Origin of the sequence: Thioalbus denitrificans (assembly GCF_003337735.1) — a bacterium.
Classification (GTDB): Bacteria; Pseudomonadota; Gammaproteobacteria; order DSM-26407; family DSM-26407; genus Thioalbus; species Thioalbus denitrificans.
In genome coordinates, this window is the sequence record NZ_QPJY01000014.1 from 42,910 (window position 1) to 62,131 (window position 19,222).

At 63.5% G+C, this 19,222-nt stretch carries 11 protein-coding genes and 1 CRISPR repeat array (1 of these 12 cut by a window edge); of the genes, 5 read left to right on the plus strand and 6 right to left on the minus strand.

Annotated elements, in window-relative coordinates:
* Nucleotides 1–3,833: direct repeats of the CRISPR family, unit length 28 nt; unit sequence TTTCTGAGCTGCCTGTGCGGCAGTGAAG; it begins 4,665 nt to the left of the window's first position.
* Between the two features lie 129 nt (nucleotides 3,834–3,962).
* The 6 genes from cas6f to cas1f all read right to left on the minus strand — a co-directional run bounded on the left by cas6f (nucleotide 3,963) and on the right by cas1f (nucleotide 12,277).
* A complete protein-coding gene (gene cas6f / locus DFQ59_RS17775) occupies nucleotides 3,963–4,529 on the minus strand; it encodes a type I-F CRISPR-associated endoribonuclease Cas6/Csy4 (RefSeq protein WP_114281078.1) in 567 nt (188 codons plus the stop codon).
* Nucleotides 4,530–4,532: 3 nt separating this feature from the next.
* Nucleotides 4,533–5,567 (minus strand): type I-F CRISPR-associated protein Csy3, encoded by a 1,035-nt coding sequence (csy3, locus tag DFQ59_RS17780; protein WP_114281079.1) that lies wholly within the window; start codon nucleotides 5,565–5,567, stop codon nucleotides 4,533–4,535.
* Nucleotides 5,568–5,579: 12 nt separating this feature from the next.
* Nucleotides 5,580–6,554: a type I-F CRISPR-associated protein Csy2 gene (gene csy2 / locus DFQ59_RS17785; protein ID WP_114281080.1), complete on the minus strand. Its 975-nt coding sequence runs from the start codon at nucleotides 6,552–6,554 to the stop codon at nucleotides 5,580–5,582.
* Entirely contained in the window at nucleotides 6,547–7,851 is a 1,305-nt protein-coding gene (csy1, locus tag DFQ59_RS17790; RefSeq protein WP_245937312.1) for a type I-F CRISPR-associated protein Csy1, read from the minus strand. The genes csy2 and csy1 overlap by 8 nt, the downstream gene beginning before the upstream one ends.
* A gap of 197 nt (nucleotides 7,852–8,048) precedes the next feature.
* A complete protein-coding gene (cas3f, locus tag DFQ59_RS17795; protein ID WP_114281082.1) occupies nucleotides 8,049–11,303 on the minus strand; it encodes a type I-F CRISPR-associated helicase Cas3f in 3,255 nt (1,084 codons plus the stop codon).
* Nucleotides 11,300–12,277 carry a type I-F CRISPR-associated endonuclease Cas1f gene (cas1f, locus tag DFQ59_RS17800; RefSeq protein WP_114281083.1) on the minus strand — a complete coding sequence of 326 codons (978 nt, stop codon included), beginning with the start codon at nucleotides 12,275–12,277 and terminating at the stop codon, nucleotides 11,300–11,302. The genes cas3f and cas1f overlap by 4 nt, the downstream gene beginning before the upstream one ends.
* 507 nt (nucleotides 12,278–12,784) lie before the next feature.
* On the opposite strand from cas1f, the gene DFQ59_RS17805 reads away from it, so the two are divergent.
* From DFQ59_RS17805 to DFQ59_RS17825, 5 genes are all read left to right on the plus strand, one after another.
* The gene (locus DFQ59_RS17805) at nucleotides 12,785–13,024 is read left to right on the plus strand and encodes a FeoA family protein (RefSeq protein ID WP_114281084.1); all 240 of its coding nucleotides are present in this window, start codon (nucleotides 12,785–12,787) and stop codon (nucleotides 13,022–13,024) included.
* A gap of 199 nt (nucleotides 13,025–13,223) precedes the next feature.
* Nucleotides 13,224–15,011, plus strand: coding sequence for a ferrous iron transport protein B (gene feoB / locus DFQ59_RS17810; protein WP_114281085.1), 1,788 nt, complete (start codon nucleotides 13,224–13,226; stop codon nucleotides 15,009–15,011).
* Nucleotides 15,012–15,146: 135 nt separating this feature from the next.
* Nucleotides 15,147–16,106 carry an acetyl-CoA carboxylase carboxyltransferase subunit alpha gene (locus DFQ59_RS17815; protein ID WP_114281086.1) on the plus strand — a complete coding sequence of 320 codons (960 nt, stop codon included), beginning with the start codon at nucleotides 15,147–15,149 and terminating at the stop codon, nucleotides 16,104–16,106.
* Nucleotides 16,107–16,110: 4 nt separating this feature from the next.
* Nucleotides 16,111–17,520 (plus strand): tRNA lysidine(34) synthetase TilS, encoded by a 1,410-nt coding sequence (gene tilS, locus DFQ59_RS17820; protein WP_245937313.1) that lies wholly within the window; start codon nucleotides 16,111–16,113, stop codon nucleotides 17,518–17,520.
* 50 nt (nucleotides 17,521–17,570) lie between these two features.
* Entirely contained in the window at nucleotides 17,571–19,217 is a 1,647-nt protein-coding gene (locus DFQ59_RS17825) for a CTP synthase (RefSeq protein WP_114281087.1), read from the plus strand.
* The last annotated feature ends 5 nt before the right edge of the window (nucleotides 19,218–19,222 follow it).

Sequence of the window (19,222 nt, forward strand, 5' to 3'; positions counted from 1 at the left end):
CGAGCAATGAATTTCGGGACTTTCTGAGCTGCCTGTGCGGCAGTGAAGCTGCCCTTGTTCCAGTAGATCGTGGTACTGGTTTTCTGAGCTGCCTGTGCGGCAGTGAAGTTGGCTTCAACCGTGGGCGGCGAGTTCGTCAATTTCTGAGCTGCCTGTGCGGCAGTGAAGGACTCGGCTGCGGTCGCTGCAGTCTCGGCATCTTTCTGAGCTGCCTGTGCGGCAGTGAAGGACTACGAGGAGAGCGAGCGCGTCGCCGCCAATTTCTGAGCTGCCTGTGCGGCAGTGAAGCCCGCCTGGGGCGGCAGTATGTCCCGATGTGCTTTCTGAGCTGCCTGTGCGGCAGTGAAGGGACCCTAACGCGTATCGCCATAGCCCCGTAATTTCTGAGCTGCCTGTGCGGCAGTGAAGTTCAAGTTCATCGTTACCACTCAGCCGACCAGTTTTCTGAGCTGCCTGTGCGGCAGTGAAGGTTTCATTCGACGTACTCAGGGCGGTGAGTTTTTTCTGAGCTGCCTGTGCGGCAGTGAAGCTCCGGTCTCGTCGCCCCAGGCGTAGAGCCCATTTCTGAGCTGCCTGTGCGGCAGTGAAGGAGTGCGGCCGCTACGCGCTCCAGCGTGTCCTTTTCTGAGCTGCCTGTGCGGCAGTGAAGGCCGTAGGCCGCCAGCTGTTCGAGGGTCTGCTTTTCTGAGCTGCCTGTGCGGCAGTGAAGGTGCTCCCCGGCGCAAGGGGTCCTCCCCCTACTTTCTGAGCTGCCTGTGCGGCAGTGAAGACACCGGCGAAATCCACAGCGGCGGTGATGGTTTTCTGAGCTGCCTGTGCGGCAGTGAAGCTCTGGTTCGGACCGCCGTGCCCGCCGTCGCTTTTCTGAGCTGCCTGTGCGGCAGTGAAGCATGATTCTGTCGTATCGGAGTTTGCCGAGGGTTTCTGAGCTGCCTGTGCGGCAGTGAAGACCGACTGCCGGGAGCGTCACCGCGCCGCCGTTTTCTGAGCTGCCTGTGCGGCAGTGAAGCTGGAGCAGCCGCCCGAGGACGTGCTCGTTGTTTTCTGAGCTGCCTGTGCGGCAGTGAAGAAGCTGGCATCGGTTGAGCGCGCCATCGAGCATTTCTGAGCTGCCTGTGCGGCAGTGAAGGACAGGGCTCGACTACGACGCCTGGCGGTTCTTTTCTGAGCTGCCTGTGCGGCAGTGAAGCTGGCGCAGCTTCTCGCCGGCCTCGCGCATGCTTTCTGAGCTGCCTGTGCGGCAGTGAAGACGAGCTGGGCGAGGCCGCGCCCTACTCGCCCTTTCTGAGCTGCCTGTGCGGCAGTGAAGCGGTCGGCCATCCAGTGGGCCCGGGTGCGCCATTTCTGAGCTGCCTGTGCGGCAGTGAAGGGGCGGACCCCTGGAGCTGGGGCGGGAGTGGATTTCTGAGCTGCCTGTGCGGCAGTGAAGCTCCACGGCCGCCTCGGCGGCCGCCCGCTCCCTTTCTGAGCTGCCTGTGCGGCAGTGAAGTGTCCGGCGCGGCCGGCCCGGTAGCCACCGGCTTTCTGAGCTGCCTGTGCGGCAGTGAAGGGCGAAATCGAGTACCTCATCGCACTCCCGGCTTTCTGAGCTGCCTGTGCGGCAGTGAAGTCTCCGCCCGCCGCCTGCCACTTTGCCTCCCTTTTCTGAGCTGCCTGTGCGGCAGTGAAGTACCCCTACGCCCGCCCGCATGTGGCCGAGGTTTTCTGAGCTGCCTGTGCGGCAGTGAAGTTCATCCGGGGCGGCCGCTGGCCGGGACTGTTTTTCTGAGCTGCCTGTGCGGCAGTGAAGATCCGCTCCGGCCGTGGCGAGGAAGTGCTAAATTTCTGAGCTGCCTGTGCGGCAGTGAAGAACCCGTGCCATACACATTCACGACCGAATAATTTCTGAGCTGCCTGTGCGGCAGTGAAGTGCGCGCGGTAGTCGAGCGTGACGCTCTCGGCTTTCTGAGCTGCCTGTGCGGCAGTGAAGTCTCGAGCGTGGCCGAAGCCCGGGCCGCGCTTTTTCTGAGCTGCCTGTGCGGCAGTGAAGGAAGGCGGCTTTCACCTTGGGCATGTTCTCCATTTCTGAGCTGCCTGTGCGGCAGTGAAGCCGGTCGATGGCGCCCCGGTTGACCCGCGTCCGTTTCTGAGCTGCCTGTGCGGCAGTGAAGCGTCGAGGACGGAAGGTCCGGCACCCCTGGAATTTCTGAGCTGCCTGTGCGGCAGTGAAGTGCAGCGTCCAGGATCTCGCCGCCGGTCTGCTTTTCTGAGCTGCCTGTGCGGCAGTGAAGGTACGTATTACCAGCGATCCCGCTCTCGGTGTTTTCTGAGCTGCCTGTGCGGCAGTGAAGTGGTGCGCAAGGCCCGCGAGCTGTCCATCTATTTTCTGAGCTGCCTGTGCGGCAGTGAAGGAGCTCGGGGAGCGCCACTACCTGCGCTACATTTTCTGAGCTGCCTGTGCGGCAGTGAAGGTGCTCGGGAGCAGAGACGGGGGGCGCGTCGATTTCTGAGCTGCCTGTGCGGCAGTGAAGTAGGTTTCTCGGATTCCGCCCGGGCCGGTTCCTTTCTGAGCTGCCTGTGCGGCAGTGAAGGGTCTCATACATGTACCGATGTTCTGCGCACATTTCTGAGCTGCCTGTGCGGCAGTGAAGCTTTGGGGTGCGCTGTGGTGAGTCCATCACATGTTTCTGAGCTGCCTGTGCGGCAGTGAAGGCTGACCCGCAGGTCCTGGTAGTCCGCAGACCTTTCTGAGCTGCCTGTGCGGCAGTGAAGACCAAGGTGCCGAGTGCTCGGGAGCAGAGACGTTTCTGAGCTGCCTGTGCGGCAGTGAAGACGCGGGTCAACCGGGGCGCCATCGACCGGGTTTTCTGAGCTGCCTGTGCGGCAGTGAAGGCGGCGATGGAATCGCGGCTCATGCCCTGGGTTTTCTGAGCTGCCTGTGCGGCAGTGAAGGGTGGGCGGTGCCGCCAGCGCCGCGCCGGTGATTTCTGAGCTGCCTGTGCGGCAGTGAAGGAGGGGTGGTTCCCTGGGTTGCACGTGCACGATTTCTGAGCTGCCTGTGCGGCAGTGAAGAAACTGGGCCCTTATGCCAAGGATGCCCGCAATTTCTGAGCTGCCTGTGCGGCAGTGAAGGTGGCTGTTCGAGGAGGCGCAGCTCCTGCGCGATTTCTGAGCTGCCTGTGCGGCAGTGAAGGAGCGGCTCGGGGTGTATGTGCTGGACACCGATTTCTGAGCTGCCTGTGCGGCAGTGAAGGGGAAACAGCATCACATGCTGAGCGGGACAGCTTTCTGAGCTGCCTGTGCGGCAGTGAAGGTGTTCGGCGCGAACCCGACCGCGGCGAACCATTTCTGAGCTGCCTGTGCGGCAGTGAAGCCTGCCCCGGTGCGGGCCATCGGTTGCACGCATTTCTGAGCTGCCTGTGCGGCAGTGAAGGCCTGCCGCCAGCTCGACCGCCAGCGGGCCAGTTTCTGAGCTGCCTGTGCGGCAGTGAAGTTTCGCATCCGGCGGGAAACGCGGGCGCCCCATTTCTGAGCTGCCTGTGCGGCAGTGAAGACCATGCGACGGACTGCGGATGCGCTGACGATTTTCTGAGCTGCCTGTGCGGCAGTGAAGGCCCCGGGTGCGGATGTTCGGCCGGGATCGCCCTTTCTGAGCTGCCTGTGCGGCAGTGAAGTTGCCGCCGCTGTCCGCGGCGGTGGTTCCGCTTTTCTGAGCTGCCTGTGCGGCAGTGAAGGGCACACAGCGCCGGCGCGCCGATCCTGCTTTTTTCTGAGCTGCCTGTGCGGCAGTGAAGTTGGTCCCGCCGGCGGACTTGGCGGCGCTGGCTTTCTGAGCTGCCTGTGCGGCAGTGAAGTATTGGCTATGATCTCTAATGCCTTGTTGTTAAAGAGCTTGCTTCAAAAAGAAGCGCCCACACCCTTTTTCAGGGTGTGGGCGTAACTATTTGATCTTCAATACGTTGATTCTGAGTGCAGGGAAAGGGTCAGAACCAGGGGATCGTTGCCTCTGAACTCAAGCCATACGTGTTGAATGCTCCATCGACCGGCTGTTCCTGGGGGGGCAGATGTTCCAGAAACAGGCAGAACGAATGCCCATTGCTCTGGCTCTTCAAGCGGAGAAATGGAAGTTTTATCCGCGTCTCTATGGAATCGGGCAGCTTTGCCTCGACGTCTTGATTAGTGAGTTGGGGATGGCGTTTGAGATAGCGACGTCGCAAACGTTCGGCGTTGGACTTCGGCTGCACGCGCCGTATTCGGCAATGCTGAACATTGTTTGGCACGATGGATAACTGCGGATGTACGAGGTGGTCCTGCATTCCGACCAGCCAATTCTCCGCCATCAATCTCTCGAGGTGATCGGCCGTCCCGTGTAGTCGCAGACACCGCCCCAGAGATGGCTTTTCCTGCTGCACCTCGGGGAAGCTGATTCCGATTGTTCGGCTGTCAATCTGAACCAAGGCGCGGTGGAGCTTTGAGAAAAGGGCATTCATCAGCAGCGGCGCCGGGAATTCCGGGTCGGGAAGTAGCCGAAAATTCAGGTAGTGGTCCATGATTTACTCCTTTTCGCCGAACACGCCGCCTCGTATCAGCGTTGCCATCACAAAGTGTTGATGACCTTTCTCAGGCGCCTGTTTCTTCAGGACCCAGTTGTCGAGCAGATTGTAGAAGTCGGTCTTCTGCTTGGGCTGGCGGTACGCCTTGCCCTGGGAGGTTACGGAGCCGTAGGGTTCCACCGCGATCGGTCCCAAGTCGATCGTATCTGCGTACCAGGTATCGATGGTCCTGATTGCATTGCCGATTTTCTGGCTGTGCATTCCCGCAACTTCACCGACCGTGTAGAGGGTCTTGCTCTTCTGTCCCCGCTTGTCGCCCCTATCGAGAATGAGTTCCTGGGACGGGTAGACCTCCTGGCCGTCGCCGACGCGGGCATAGGCGATAATCTCCAGCAGGACATGGCTTCTGCTGGAAAGCCCCATTTCCACTACAGCGGCCAGTTGCTCGAGTTGTTTCGCCACCGTGTCTGGGGCGCCAAACTCCCGCAGGGAGAGTCTGTGAGCATCAAAGACCCACTCCTTCGTCACGTTTCCTTCTTCCAGATGGCGTATCTGCACTTCGATGGACTCCGCACCGATCCGGTTGCGCCACAGGAACCGGGCGTTGGCCAGGTTGCTGGCGTAGCGGTACGCCAGCTCGGAAAACCCTATTTCTCCGATGTATTGTTGAACGACTGCATGCAGCTGCTCCTGATAGTCGGCGTTGTTGCAGGCCGAGGGTACCCCGGCACCGCCGAGGACGCGCAGGGTGAAGCGGACCCGTAGCGTGTCTGCATTATTGGGCAGGGTGGCGACATCGACGGTCTGCAGGTTGGGCGCCTGAATCGAGGCATCCAGTTTGGCGGGGTCCTGCTCTTTGGTCTTCAGGCGGTTGGAGATTGTGCCGCGTATGGATTTTTCGCGCACTTCGACGGCTGGCCATTGAGCACCGTTTTTCCTGTCTTCCCACGCGCCGGCACTGAAGAGTGCGTCGGAGGGGTCCAGCTTGCGTTCAAAGGCGAGGACGGATGCGGTTTTCAGGTCGTTCTTGGCCATGCTTGATACTCCTTATGCGATGCCTGTAGTGGCGGTTTCCATTGCCTGGGAATAGCGATTGATGCAGCGGTAGATGCCCTTGGCTGAGTCGGCCTCGCTGTACCAAAGCAGTTGGTTGAGATCCGTGAGTCGGTGCGGGCTGACCCATTCCCCCAGCGAATAGAGGCTTTCCACGAAACGGAAGGGTGTGGAATCGTCACGGGAGTTCGCCACCTCTTCAGCCGCATAAAGTGGCGACAGGGCGGCATAGCCGACCGGGATCGGTACCAACCATCCTGGTTTCCTGCGGATGCCCCACCGCAGCTCACCCGGCTTTTCCGGATCAGGCATATCGGGATCGAAGTTCAGGCGGGTGAGATCCAGCAGTGCATCCAGGGCGCATGCGTCAGGTTGTCGCTCCCGCAGCTCAGACAGGCGTTCCGCCAGGCGATCGGGCCGTTCAACCAGGGCAAAGCCGGGTAGAAGACGCCGGCGGAACTTTCGCAGGAGTAGTCTCTGACCCTCGAGATCCTCCTCCAGTGGCCACCACTGGGCGTCAAAGCGCCTGCCCTCGCGCTTGGGCAGGATGCTGCCCCCGGCAATGCGCATGCCGTGGACTACGGTCATGGCATCATCGGCGAATTCACGCCCCTTCCTGGCCGGCAGATAGTCGCGTACGGCGATCACAAGGCTGACCTCCATGTGGGTCCGTCCCTCCTCCACGAGCGCCTGGGTCGATCCATCTTTTCCAACTGGATTTCGGGTCAAACGGAAGACCTGGGTGCGTTTCCCTGCCGGTTGGGAGATTTGGGGCTCGAAGTCGTGGCAGACAATGCCCACACCTGCGAAGCCTTTTTCCAGAACGCTGGTGAATTGGCGCTCCAGTGCGTGAACGAATCCGGTGAACGCGGTGGGAGAGGGGAACCCCCAGCTGAGGGGGCCGGATATGGCATTGGCGTTCTGGACCCGCAGGCGCGGCAAAAGCAACAAGGCGGTCGGTTCAGTCATAGAAGTCGAGCTCCATGCGCATAAGGTTGATTTCCTTCTCCATCACCGACTGCCATTCGCGTGCTTCCAGTTCTCCCATGGGTGTCTGGGTCGATGTGAGCTGAGCGTTCAGCCAGTTGGCAAAGCGTCTGCAGATACCATCTCTCCAATCGACCCCGGTGCAGAGAGCCGCAAAGGATTCATCCTGTCCGGCTCGCTCCGGATCGAGCCAGCACTGTTCATCCACGTTCAACCGGCACATTTCATCCAGGGTCCAGCCCGGTTCGTTTTCCTGGGTTTCAGCGGCAAACAGCAGAACTTCGTCGCGGAGATGTGCTATCAGTTCCGCGCGGGTGTTGCGGATGCGGACGTTGTTGACGTCCTGAACACGCGCAAGAAAATCACGCAGGATGCGGAGCAGATCCCGCACCCGCGGCCGTCTGCCGAACAGTCGGTCGAAGATGCTTTCCGTTCTTAGCGGCGGACGCACCGGTTCCGAGAGCCAGAGGGGAGGGACAGCTGCCAGCAGGTAGTTTTCACCATAGCGCTCGCTGTTCAGTTGGCTTATGTTTTGCGGTTTGGTGCCGCCGAAATTCTGGATGGCCAGATGAGGGTATTCGCGGAAACCGTGCGGGTATGGCTCCCGCTCCCGGTAAGCCTTGCGGGCGGCTTTTGCTTCTTCCGAAAACCTGTCTTCACGGATGGTGCTTACAACGTGGTGCACCAGCGAGGTTGGGAAGAGGGGGGCTAGCAGGTGGTAGCCGTTACCCTCCATGGGCCAGTAGAGTTGCTTGGCGAACTTGTGGGAGGCCGGCTGTCCCTTGGGCTTGGACAGGTCGGCGAAGGCCGCCATCCAGCTTTTGGCCTGCTCTTCGTCATTCGAGAAAGCGGCCTGCAAAGCCGTGTTGCCCTCGATGGCCAGATCGAGGAGCGTTTTCCCACCGACCTGCAATTTCAGGAATTTGTAGACATCAAGCGCGGCGGCATTGCCGACGACATCAGCGGTGACCTCATCGATCGTATGGGTGCCGACCAGCAATTCATCGGCTTCCGGATTGCCGGGCGCATTCAGGCTGGTGCCTTTGGCATCGGGGTGGGTGTACTTGAGCGCATGGGTGACCTGCTGGATCTGCCCGACACGGTTGGCCGCGTTGGCTATCCACCGCGCCGGCTGATGGTCCTTCAGCAGTCTTTCGCGCTCGTGGACCTCGTTTTCCTTGACCCGCTCCAGTTTGGGCTGAAGCCGCTCTTGGAGGAAATCTTTGATCACCTGCCGGATAAGAGCCGTACTGATGGGAGATTCGGCCGAATTAGCCACAAGCGCACACTCCTTGTGATCTGCTGATTTGACTGTCGAGACGATACACGCCATAAAACAACATGACAATCATGTGTTTGTATTAGTGGTCATGTTTTGGTTATTGCTGGTTCGTGATGCGGTTCATAAAAAATGCGGGTGTCACCACTGATTTAACAACCACAAGGCTTGCGTGCTACGGGGCACTTTGCGCGGTGTTATCGGGCTCGACTGAACCCGAGGGCCGGGTGGTAGATCCAGCCTTTCACTTCACCATTGGCCGGGAGGTCGACAATGCCGAACAGCCGGGCACAATGCGGAATTTCCATACCAAGCCTTTCTGCCAGCGATTCCAGGGCTTCGCTGTAGTCTGGCTTGCCCCAGAATTCGATGCGTGGTCCGGGCTTGAGCTCGGGTGTTTGCAAGAGGTTGCCTGCCGCTGTCCTGTTACCGTCGCGCTCAAGACGGAAGAAGTCGATCTCATCGTCATCATCTGGCAGCAGACCGTATCGCTGTCGGCCCACCGGGTCCAGGCGGAAAGGCGCGGTGCGCTGCAGTTCGCCGCTCAGGGTGGCGCGTGTATTCCACCACAACGCGATGGGCTTCAATTTCAGCGCACCACCCGCCGTCGTTCCCAACATCAGGGAGCGAAGCTTGGCATGCTCCAGATCCACGAGATTCCGTGTCGGGACGAGTGGTTCGCGCTCGCGGATCCGGGTGGAGGAGTCGATGGCGTTTAACTGCTGAGGGCTCAGGAGCTCGGTCAGCCTGTGGGTTGCAAGCGGAAAGGTTTCACTCTCGAAGCCAGGACGGCAGAAGGCGGGCCCGCCCGGCTGGATGAGGTGCTGAACGTTGGTGTCCAGCAGATAGACATTGGCCGTGTCGCAGGGCCCTGGACGATGACGGCGTACCCGGCCGGCCAACTGGATGATGGAGCGCATGGAGGAGGGTTCGACCACCGCCCAGTCGTAGTCATGATCCCGGCCCACTTCGGCGACGGCGGTAGCCAGAACAACGAAGATTTGCTCAGGCTCTGAACCCTTATCAAGATACTCGTGAATTTCTGATTCTTCGAATACCGCGTCAGGATTCTTCCTGTTCAGGAACCTATCCAGTTGGTGTTCTATGCCTGAACGAACCAGCAGCGGATGCTGTGCATGGTAAACGCAGAGATGAATCCTGTGATCCTCCTTCGCGCCCAGGGTATAAAGCGCCTTGGCCGTATCCGTCAGCGGACCGATATTGGCCATCCGTATCAGGCCAAAGCTGAACCGTTTTCCGGTTCTCGGATCCCGCGTGTGATGTCGCGCGTGGAGTTCGTGGATATACCCATGCAGATGCCTTGCCAGCGCCGTCGTTACTATTTCCTGATCTTGGCAATGTGTGATTTGCAGGGGTTTGATGACGGCTCTGCGACGAACCTCTGCCTCCGACAGCTTGCGGAGACGTCTGTCTACGAAGGCGTGATGGGCCCTTGAATAGCTATCGCTCTCTGCGTGATCCCCAGCCTCGGCTGAGTACTCGTCAAACCAGGCGCAGCATACAGACAGGGGTTGGCCGGGAACGCCGCGGTTGCGCTGATAGATTCGCCGGCCCTCCAGGTATGCCTGGAACAGGCCCCGTACCAGGGCGGGGGGGAGGGTTGCGGACGAGAGCAGGACACGGCTGCCCAGCAGGCCGGCCCAATGAACGAGGCGGCTAACCGCGGGCAGATCGTCGGTGTCGAAGTCGTCCGGTTCATCCAGGACCAGGTCCGCGCTCATGAGGCGCAGCATCGGTGCGATTTGACGGCCGCCGCGAGTACCCTCCGTTGCCGGGATCAAGTGATCGATTGTGCAGGCGAGAACAGGTGCATTGAGGAGTTTTTGGGCGTCTATGTTATTCCTCAGCCAGCGGTTCAGGGGACCGTCCTCCAGACTCCCCTCGAAGTGGACGTAATGCTGTTCTGGCAACAGGTCGGCGCTGGACTCTGAGCCCTCCACTGACAATCGATTCTCCTCCTCACGCTGCTGTTCATGTAACCGCCGAATGGCGCCCCCACCCACCAATACTGCAAGGTCCTCGGCGCCCAGGCCCATACGCTCCCGATAGGCGTCGCCTGTCTGCAGCGTCAGGGTACGCAGCCCCAGGGCAATGCTGAAACGGGCACCTTGCCGTGGATCGGCCAGTCCATAGAGGATACGACCATTTGCCAGCGTCTTGCCCGTGCCGGTCGATGCCATGTTGACACCGAAAAAGCCCTGGTACGAACTGCGAGCCTGAATGCTTGAGGCCAGGTCGAAGGCGCGATCCTGCCACCGAAATGCACGGTTCTTGGTGCGCTGCCGGAAACCCTTGTGCCGGGCAATGCTTGGAAGCTGCCTGGTCAGCCGGGGCAGTGTGCGGACAATCCGGCTGGCATTGACCTCGACGCCGATCAGGTGTTCGTCGAGCCGTTGCTTGAGGGCGCCTGATTCGTGATCCGTATTGGCATGGAGTGGGTATCCAGGACTTCCATACCGGCTGTGGCTGGGTTGGCTGGAGTAGTAGTGGTCGGCCAGCATCAGGGCCATGCGTGCGTGGTGCAGCACGTATGGGTCATCCAGCCAACTGGCATTCAGCATGGCGGCACGCTGCAGAATCGTTCGGGCGATCTTGGATGCGTGGGCACGCCACTGCACACTGGCAAAGGGTAGATCCTTGCCGAAACGCCAACAGGCTTCAATTTCGTTTTCCGTGACATCGAACTGGAGCCCGCACCATTCGTCTTCGATTTCCCCCGGCAGGTTTGCCAGCAGTTCGGAACGGACAGGACTGCCCTTTACCTGGGTTGGCAGGCGATGGTGGCTGACTATGAGCCAACCGACGACGCGCGCCAGCGGAGGCAGTTTCTCAAACGGCCCGGAAATACGGCGATCCATCCCGTCCCGAGAAAGCCGATCCAGCACGCCTTTCTCTCCACCTTGCTTCAGTGCCGCCAGTCGCTGCAGCCATGTTTCGTCATTGTCCCGGTCGACAAAGGCTTCGAACAGCCGCAGCGAGACCCATTCGTGGCGGTAGGCGTCCGCGACCGGCTTCTTGCCAGTAAGCTTTTTCTGAAAGGCCTGGTTTGCCTTGCCGAAATCATGGAAGAGCGAGGCAAGTGCCGCCAGTAGCCGTATGTCCTCGGCGGTATGCCAATCGTTTTCGTCCTGGCCACGCAGTACATCCCGGGCAGTCGTGTTGGTGGGGGTGGTCCCTTGGGCGTTGAACCGTCGGGCGTCGCCGACGATCCACAAAAGTTCACTGTGATCCTTTCCGCGTATCCAGTGGCAGGCCACAGCCGTATTCTTGCGGGCGGTCTTGCGTAGCATGCGACGCAGTGTCTCGAGCCCCTGTGCGGTGATGGGGGTTTGCCAAGTGCGATCTCCGCGCCGCTCGGCGAACTGATCGAGGATACGGCGGCTTTCGGTCAGTGCATTCTTGCTGCATTGGGAGACCAGGAGGACATTCAAGCGGCCGATCCCCCAATCTCTTTTGCGATTCGCTTGAGGGTGTCGATCATGAAATCGAGCGCTTCGTTGCGTGTCAGCCCGTCTATGCAGGCCTGACGGAACTCCTGTTCGTCATGTCCGGCCATGGCGGAGATGAAAGCTTGCGGGAGTATGATGGCATCCTTCACCAGATCCGCCACATCAAACACCAGACCGCCCCGGCGTGTCTTGCCGTGCAGAACCGCCAGCCCGTGCGGCAGGCCGAGGACCCAGGTGGCCGTTGCGCCCAGGCCATAAGCCAGGTAGTTGCCGTGGTCCAGAAAAGCGTTGGCTGGATCGGTTCCGGTGCCCATTTTTGCGCGGACAAACTCGCCGTATCCCATGGTGCTGGCGGCGATTTTGAAGAGTTCCTTGGTGAGGCGGGCTTCGAGCGTGAGCAGGTTTGTTGTATCGGATGAGGCCTCAATGCCCGCTCGAGTCCGTTTCAGCAATGGGGCCAGGGCGCGTTCCGCTACCTCGAAACCCGCGTCCTGCAGGGCCCGGCTCTTCAGCCAGTGGGTCTCAATGCGCTGCAGTCGGGCGTATTGGAATGCTTTCGCGGCTTCCAGGCGTAGTGAGTCGTCAAACCAGAAGCGGACCCAGTGCTGCAGGTATTCCGTTGGCCGGTATTCGCTCTGTGGAGTGAGCCAGGCCACTTCCACATCCACTTCATTGGCACTGAACAAGGGTGTTCCGCCACCTCCGCAGAAACCCACCAGAACGCCCGCCTTGGCCAACTCACGCATCGCCGCTTGGGTTATCGATGTGCCCGTCCCCAGCAGCAGGCAGGTGGTGTTGGCGATGGGTATGTTCCAATACAGGGACTGCTTCCCTTCATCCGTGACGTATTCAACCCGGCCGCCATTGACGAGAACGCGACAATGCTGAATGTAGTAGAGGTTGGCGCGCTTCGAATGTAAAACGCTCTTGAGGTCGCTTGGTGACAAATCGTCCATCGAACGTCTTCCCTTGACTGCGGACTCTGAATCGGACGTTTCCTTTCGGTTGGGGTGGTCGATCTGGTGGTGAGGTGTCGCACCCGCGCCCGCGCGCTCACATCCGTGCTCGGATCAGTGAGGTGATATCTCATCACCATATGCATATCAAGGCGTTGGTCAAGTGGTCCTGGCGGAGTTCTCTGGGCTGTGATTGACGTGGGCGGTTGCGGGGAGGGGGAGGTGATTAAGCGAGAAGCCATGGGTGTACCGGGCTTGGCCGGCAAGCAGGATGAGTTACCTCCCGCGTTCCAGGATTCACGCCCGTCACGGTTCTTGCAGAATCTCTGGAGTGTTGGAGGATGCTGGTTAGACTTTGTATTCAATATGTTTTTACTTCGTGTCCTTCGTGTCCTTCGTGGTGAAAAATCGGGTTCGAGTCGCCACCAGGACAGTATGAGCAGTTGCTAATGGGCCGGGTTCGGGATAAGATGCGAATCATTCTTATTTGACTCCGGATCGATCCCGATGGATTCCACGCTCAGGCTGTCCCAGCTTCAACCCGGCGAACGGGCCGTGATCCGCGCGGTGCACGCCGAGCAGGGGCTCCATCAGCGTCTCCTGGCCCTCGGCTTCCGCGCCGGCAAGAATCTCGAGGTGCTGCGCCGCGGCATCCTCAACGGCCCCCTGCACGTGCGCATCGGCTGCACGGAGGTGGCCATCCGCACGGTCGACGCCCGCAAGATCGAAATCCTGCGCGCGGCCTGACCCGCTCCACAACTCCCGGCGGCAACCCGCAGCAGTGTGCGGTCGGACAGCGGTCCGGGCCTGCGTGCGCGGGATGGGCCAAACCCCAGTTTTTCCGGGGGGATGGGTTCCGTCGCGGGACGGAGCGGGCGTAATGTTGACAGTCCGCCCTGACCGGTGAAGGGTCCGGGGGGGTGTCCAGGAGAAGAAGCCGAACATCATGAAACGCATCGCCCTGCTGGGCATGCCCAACACGGGCAAGTCCACCTTCTTCAACCGGCTGACCGGCGCCAGCGCCCGGGTCGGCAATTGGCCGGGGGTCACCGTGGACCTGCTCGGGGCGAAGGTGCTGGTGGGCGATGCCATGGTGGAGGTCGTGGACCTGCCGGGCATCTATGATCTGCACGGCTTTTCCGACGACGAGCGGGTGGTGCGGGAGTTTCTGGAGAACAATCCCCTCGACCTGGTGGTGGTGATCCTGAACACCACCCAGATCGATCGCCAGCTGGGTCTGGCCCTGCAGCTGAAGGAGCTGGGCATCCCCATCCTGATGCTGCTGAACATGGCGGACGAGGCGCGCAAGCGCGGGGTGCACGTGGACATCGACCGCCTGTCGGGGTCCCTGGAGGCCCCGGTGGTGACCCTGAGCGCGAAGTACGGCCAGGGCTTCCCCAAGGCGCTGGAGATGCTGCGGATGGTCCTGCAGGACAGCCGCCCGGTGAGCGCGGCCTGGCTGCGGGCGCAGCTGCAGCAGGACGACCGCCTGCAGGTGGAGATGGAGCATATCCTCGGTCATGCGGTGGAGCTGTCCCGGCCCCTCGGCGAGGATGCCACCGCGCGCCTGGACCGGGTGCTGCTGCATCCCTGGTTCGGCCTGCCGCTGTTCTTCCTCGCCGTGTTCCTGCTGTTCCAGCTGGTCTACACCCTGGGCGCGCCGCTCCAGGACGGGACCGCCTGGCTGCTGGAGCAGTTCAAGGGGTTGGCGCTGGCGCCGCTGGCCGGGGTGCTGCCCGCCTTCCTCTACGGACTGCTGGTGGAGGGGCTGTTCGACGGGCTGGGAACGGTGGCCTCCTTCGTGCCCATCATCGTGCTGTTCTTCCTCGGCATGGCGGTGGTGGAGGACAGCGGCTACCTGTCCCGGGCCGCCTTCATCATGGACGCCATGATGTCGCGGCTGGGGCTCGACGGGCGCAGCTTCGTGATGCTGCTGATGGGGTTCGGCTGCAACGTGCCGGCGCTCATGGGCACCCGGGTGATGCGCACCCGGGCCATGCGCCTGCTCACCATGCTCATCATTCCCTTCTCCCTGTGCTCGGCGCGGCTGCAGGTCTTCCTGTTCCTGACCACCGCGCTGTTCGCGCCTGCCCAGGCCCCGCTGGTGCTGTTCAGCCTCTACATGGTGAGCTTCCTGCTGGCGTTCCTCACCGCGTGGCTGTTCCGCGGCCGCTACCGCAGCGAGGAGCCGTTCGTGCTGGAGCTGCCGCCCTACCGCCTGCCCACCCTGCGCCAGGTGTTCATGCGCGGCTGGCTGGAGGTGAGCCACTTCCTGCGCCGGGCCACCACCTTCATCATCATCGGCGTGGTGCTGGTGTGGCTGCTCACCCACCTGCCCACCGGTGTCATGCCGGCCGGGCCCGAGACCCTGGCCGGCCACATCGGCGCGCTGTTCGAGCCGCTGCTGGCGCCGCTGGGCATCGACCAGCAGCTCACCGTGGCGCTCATGTTCGGGTTCGTGGCCAAGGAGGTGCTGATCGGCGCCCTGGCGGTCATCTACGGGGCCAGCGGCGATGCACTGATGGGGGTGATGGCCACCCGCATGGACTGGGTCCAGGCCTACAGCTTCATGCTCTTCACCCTGCTCTACACCCCCTGCCTGTCCACCGTGGCGACCCTGCGCAGCGAGTCCCGCAGCGGCGGCTTCACCCTGCTGGCGCTCGGCTGGGGGCTGCTGGTGGCATGGCTGGTGAGCGCCGTCTTCTACCAGGCGGCACGCCTGCTGGGGTTCTGAGAACCGCCGCTCCCGGCGCGGGAAGCGGCCCATGGCGAGGGGCGGGCTCCGGGTGGCCCGGGCCATCCGCGGCCGGCTGCTATCCGGGCGCCGGCTAGGGTATAATCGCCCGTTCACGGAGAGAGCAGCGTCCCCATGAATCTGAACTTCCTGGATTTCGAACAGCCCATCGCCGAGCTCGAGGCCAAGATCGAGGAGCTCAAGCTCATCGGCGACGACAACGAGATCAACATCAGCGACGAGATCGCCCGGCTCGAGGCCAAGAGCAAGGCCCTGACCGAGTCCATCTTCTCCAGCCTGAGCGCCTGGCAGATTGCCCAGCTGGCCCGCCATCCGCGGCGCCCCTACACCCTCGACTACATCGACGCCTTCTTCACCGATTTCGAGGAGCTGCACGGCGATCGCACCTTCGCCGACGATGCCGCCATCGTCGGTGGCCTGGCGCGCCTGGAAGGGCGGCCGGTCATGATCATCGGCCACCAGAAGGGCCGGGACACCCACGAGAAGGTGCACCGCAACTTCGGCATGCCGCGCCCGGAAGGCTACCGCAAGGCCATGCGGCTGATGGAGATGGCCGAGCGCTTCAGGCTGCCCATCCTGACCTTCATCGACACCCCGGGCGCCTATCCGGGGGTGGGCGCCGAGGAGCGGGGCCAGAGCGAGGCCATCGCCCGCAACCTGATGGTGATGGCGCGCCTGCGCACCCCCGTCATCTGCACCGTCATCGGCGAGGGCGGTTCCGGCGGCGCCCTGGCCATCGGCATCGGCGATCGCCTGCTGATGCTGCAGTACTCCACCTACTCGGTCATCTCTCCCGAGGGCTGCGCCTCCATCCTCTGGAAGAGCGCCGCCAAGGCGGCCGACGCCGCCGAGGCGATGGGCATCACCGCCGACCGGCTGAGCGAGCTGGAGCTGGCCGACCGGGTAATCCCCGAGCCGCTCGGTGGCGCCCACCGCGATCCGGGACTGATGGCCGAGCGGCTGAAGACCACCCTCCTGGAATACCTCGACCAGCTGGACCGCGTCGATACCGACACCCTGCTGGAGTATCGGATGCGCCGCATCGCGAACTACGGCGTCTTCAAGGAAGGGTGATCCGGTGGCGGGACGCGGCGCGCCCCGCCCGTCGGCCGTGCCGCCCGATCCCGCGGCCGTCGCCGCCATCCTGGCCGGCTATCCGCCGGCGCCCCGGCTCTGGGTGGCCTACAGCGGCGGCCTGGACTCCCACGTTCTCCTCCATCTCCTGGCCGGACTGGCTGCGGGGCTGCCCGCGCCGCTGGCGGCCGTCCATGTCCATCATGGCCTGAGCCCGCGGGCCGACGAGTGGGAGGCGCACTGTGCCGGGGTCTGCGCCGGCCTCGGCGTGCCCCTGCGGCTGTTGCGCGTGGACGCCCGGCCCGCCCCCGGGCAGAGCCCCGAGGCCGCGGCCCGCGAAGCCCGCTACCGGGCCCTGGCGGAGCTGCTGGCCGGGGACGAACTCCTGCTCACCGCCCAGCACCTGGACGACCAGGCCGAAACCCTTCTGCTGCAGCAGCTCCGCGGCGGCGGTCTGCGCGGCATGGCGGGCATGCCCCGCCTGCGCCGCCTGGGCGGCGGCTGGCTGGGGCGGCCATTGCTCGGTTTCAGCCGGGCGTCGCTGGCCGCCTATGCCCGCGGCCACGCCCTGGCCTGGGTGGAGGACGAGAGCAACAGCGACACCGGTTTCGACCGCAACTACCTGCGCCAAGAGGTGCTGCCCCGGCTGCGCGTGCGCTGGCCCGCCGTCGCGCAGAGCCTGGGCCGCAGCGCCGGGCACTGCGCCGAGGCGCTGGAGCTGCTGGAGGCGCTGGCCGCGGAGGACCTGTCCCGGGCCGGTGGCGGGGAGCCCGGCGGCAGCCTGGCCGTGGCGGAGCTGGGCGCGCTGCCGCCGGCCCGCCAGCGCAACCTGCTGCGCCACTGGATTGCCGCACGGGGCGCCCCGCTGCCGCCGGGACCGCGGCTGGAGAGCCTGCGCCGCCAGTGCCTGGAGGCGGGCACGGATCGCGCCCCGCGCATCGCCTGGGGCGGGGTGGAGGTGCGCCGCCACCGGGGTCGGCTCCACCTGCTCGGCGCCCTGGCGGCGCCGCCGGCGGAGGGGTTGCCATGGCGCCTGGACGGGGACCTGGGGCTGCCCGCGGGCCTGGGCCGGCTCTCACTGGAGCCCGCCAGCGGCCGGGGGCTGGCGGAGAGGAGCCTGGCCGGGGCCGCGGCGGAGGTGCGGTTCCGGGTCGGCGGCGAGCGCTGCCAGCCGGCCGGGCGCGCCGGCCGCCACACCCTGAAGCAGCTGTTCCAGGAGGCGGGGGTGCCGCCCTGGCTGCGCGAGCGGACCCCGCTGCTGTACCTGGACGGCCGGCTGGCGGCGGTCGGCGGACACTGGGTCTGCGCACCCTTCGCGGCCGCGCCGGGCGAGGCCGGGAGGGTGCTGCGCTGGGAGCCCGGGCCGGGGGCCGGGGGCGCAGGTTCGATTGTGGAAAAGTGGCCAATCTGGTAAGGTTCCGCCCAGTTTACGACTGGTCTTCCCCCACCTTTTTCCAGGCACGCATGACGCGATTCATCTTCATAACCGGCGGCGTTGTGTCCGCCCTCGGCAAGGGGATCGCTTCGGCGTCCCTCGCCGCGATCCTCGAGAGCCGCGGGCTCAATGTCACTCTCCTGAAGCTCGATCCCTACATCAACGTCGATCCGGGGACCATGAGCCCGTTCCAGCACGGCGAAGTCTACGTGACCGCCGACGGGGCGGAGACCGATCTGGACCTGGGGCACTACGAGCGCTTCGTGCGCACGACCATGTCCCGGAACAACAACTACACCACCGGCCAGATCTACGAGAACGTCATCCGGCGCGAACGCCGCGGCGACTACCTGGGCGGCACGGTGCAGGTGATTCCCCACATCACCGACGAGATCAAGCGCTGCATCCGCGAGGGCGCCGACGGCGCCGACGTGGCCATGGTGGAGATCGGCGGCACCGTGGGCGACATCGAGTCGCTGCCGTTCCTGGAGGCCATCCGCCAGATGGGCGTGGAACTGGGGCGCGAGCGGGTGCTGTTCATGCACCTGACCCTGGTGCCCTACATCGCCGCCTCCGGCGAGCTCAAGACCAAGCCCACCCAGCACTCGGTGAAGGAGCTGCGCTCCATCGGCATCCAGCCCGACGTGCTGCTGTGCCGCAGCGACCGGCCGCTGCCGGAGGCGGAGCGGCGCAAGATCGCGCTGTTCACCAATGTGCCCGAGCGCGCGGTCGTCTCCGCCATCGACGTGGACAACATCTACAAGATTCCGTTGCTCTACCACCTCGAGGGTCTCGACGACCTGGTGGTGGAGCGGCTGCAGCTGCAGGCGGCCCAGCCGGATCTCTCCGAGTGGGAGCGGGTCATCGACGCGATGGAGCATCCGGAGTCGGAGGTCACCATCGCCATGGTGGGCAAGTACGTGGAGCTCACCGACGCCTACAAGTCCCTCAACGAGGCCCTGTTCCACGCCGGCCTGCGCAACCGCACCAAGGTGCGCATCCACTACGTGGAGTCCGAGGAGATCGAAACCCAGGGCACCGGCTGCCTGGCCGGCGCCGACGCCATCCTGGTGCCGGGAGGATTCGGCGAACGGGGCGTGGAGGGCAAGATCCGGGCCGTCGAGTACGCCCGCACCAACCGCATCCCCTATCTCGGCATCTGCCTCGGGCTGCAGGTGGCGGTCATCGAGTACGCCCGCAGCAAGGCGGACATGCCGCGGGCCAACAGCACCGAGTTCGATCGCGACACGCCCTATCCGGTCATCGCCCTGGTGACCGAGTGGGTCACCAGCAGCGGCGGCGTGGAACACCGCACCGACGAGGACGACCTGGGCGGCACCATGCGCCTGGGCGCCCAGCAGTGCCGCCTCGAGGAGGGAACCCTGGTGCGCGAGGCGTACGGCAAGGATGTGATCGTCGAGCGCCACCGCCACCGCTACGAGGTCAACGACCGCTTCCTGGCCGAGCTGGAGCAGGCCGGCATGAAGGTCTCGGGCCGCTCCATCGACGGCAGCCTGGTGGAGGTGGTGGAGGTGCCGGATCATCCCTGGTTCGTCGCCTGCCAGTTCCACCCCGAATTCACCTCCACTCCCAGGGACGGTCATCCGCTGTTCACCGGTTTCGTCCAGGCCGCCTGCGCCCAGCGCGAGCGCAACGCCACCAAGGCGGCCGGCTGAGATGG

Bases quoted from the DNA above. Each gene is read 5' to 3' on its own strand.
- cas6f (WP_114281078.1), bottom strand. From the start codon at position 4,529: ATGGACCACTACCTGAATTTTCGGCTACTTCCCGACCCGGAATTCCCG.
- csy3 (WP_114281079.1), bottom strand. From the start codon at position 5,567: ATGGCCAAGAACGACCTGAAAACCGCATCCGTCCTCGCCTTTGAACGC.
- csy2 (WP_114281080.1), bottom strand. From the start codon at position 6,554: ATGACTGAACCGACCGCCTTGTTGCTTTTGCCGCGCCTGCGGGTCCAG.
- cas1f (WP_114281083.1), bottom strand. From the start codon at position 12,277: ATGGACGATTTGTCACCAAGCGACCTCAAGAGCGTTTTACATTCGAAG.
- DFQ59_RS17805 (WP_114281084.1), top strand. From the start codon at position 12,785: ATGGATTCCACGCTCAGGCTGTCCCAGCTTCAACCCGGCGAACGGGCC.
- feoB (WP_114281085.1), top strand. From the start codon at position 13,224: ATGAAACGCATCGCCCTGCTGGGCATGCCCAACACGGGCAAGTCCACC.
- DFQ59_RS17815 (WP_114281086.1), top strand. From the start codon at position 15,147: ATGAATCTGAACTTCCTGGATTTCGAACAGCCCATCGCCGAGCTCGAG.
- DFQ59_RS17825 (WP_114281087.1), top strand. From the start codon at position 17,571: ATGACGCGATTCATCTTCATAACCGGCGGCGTTGTGTCCGCCCTCGGC.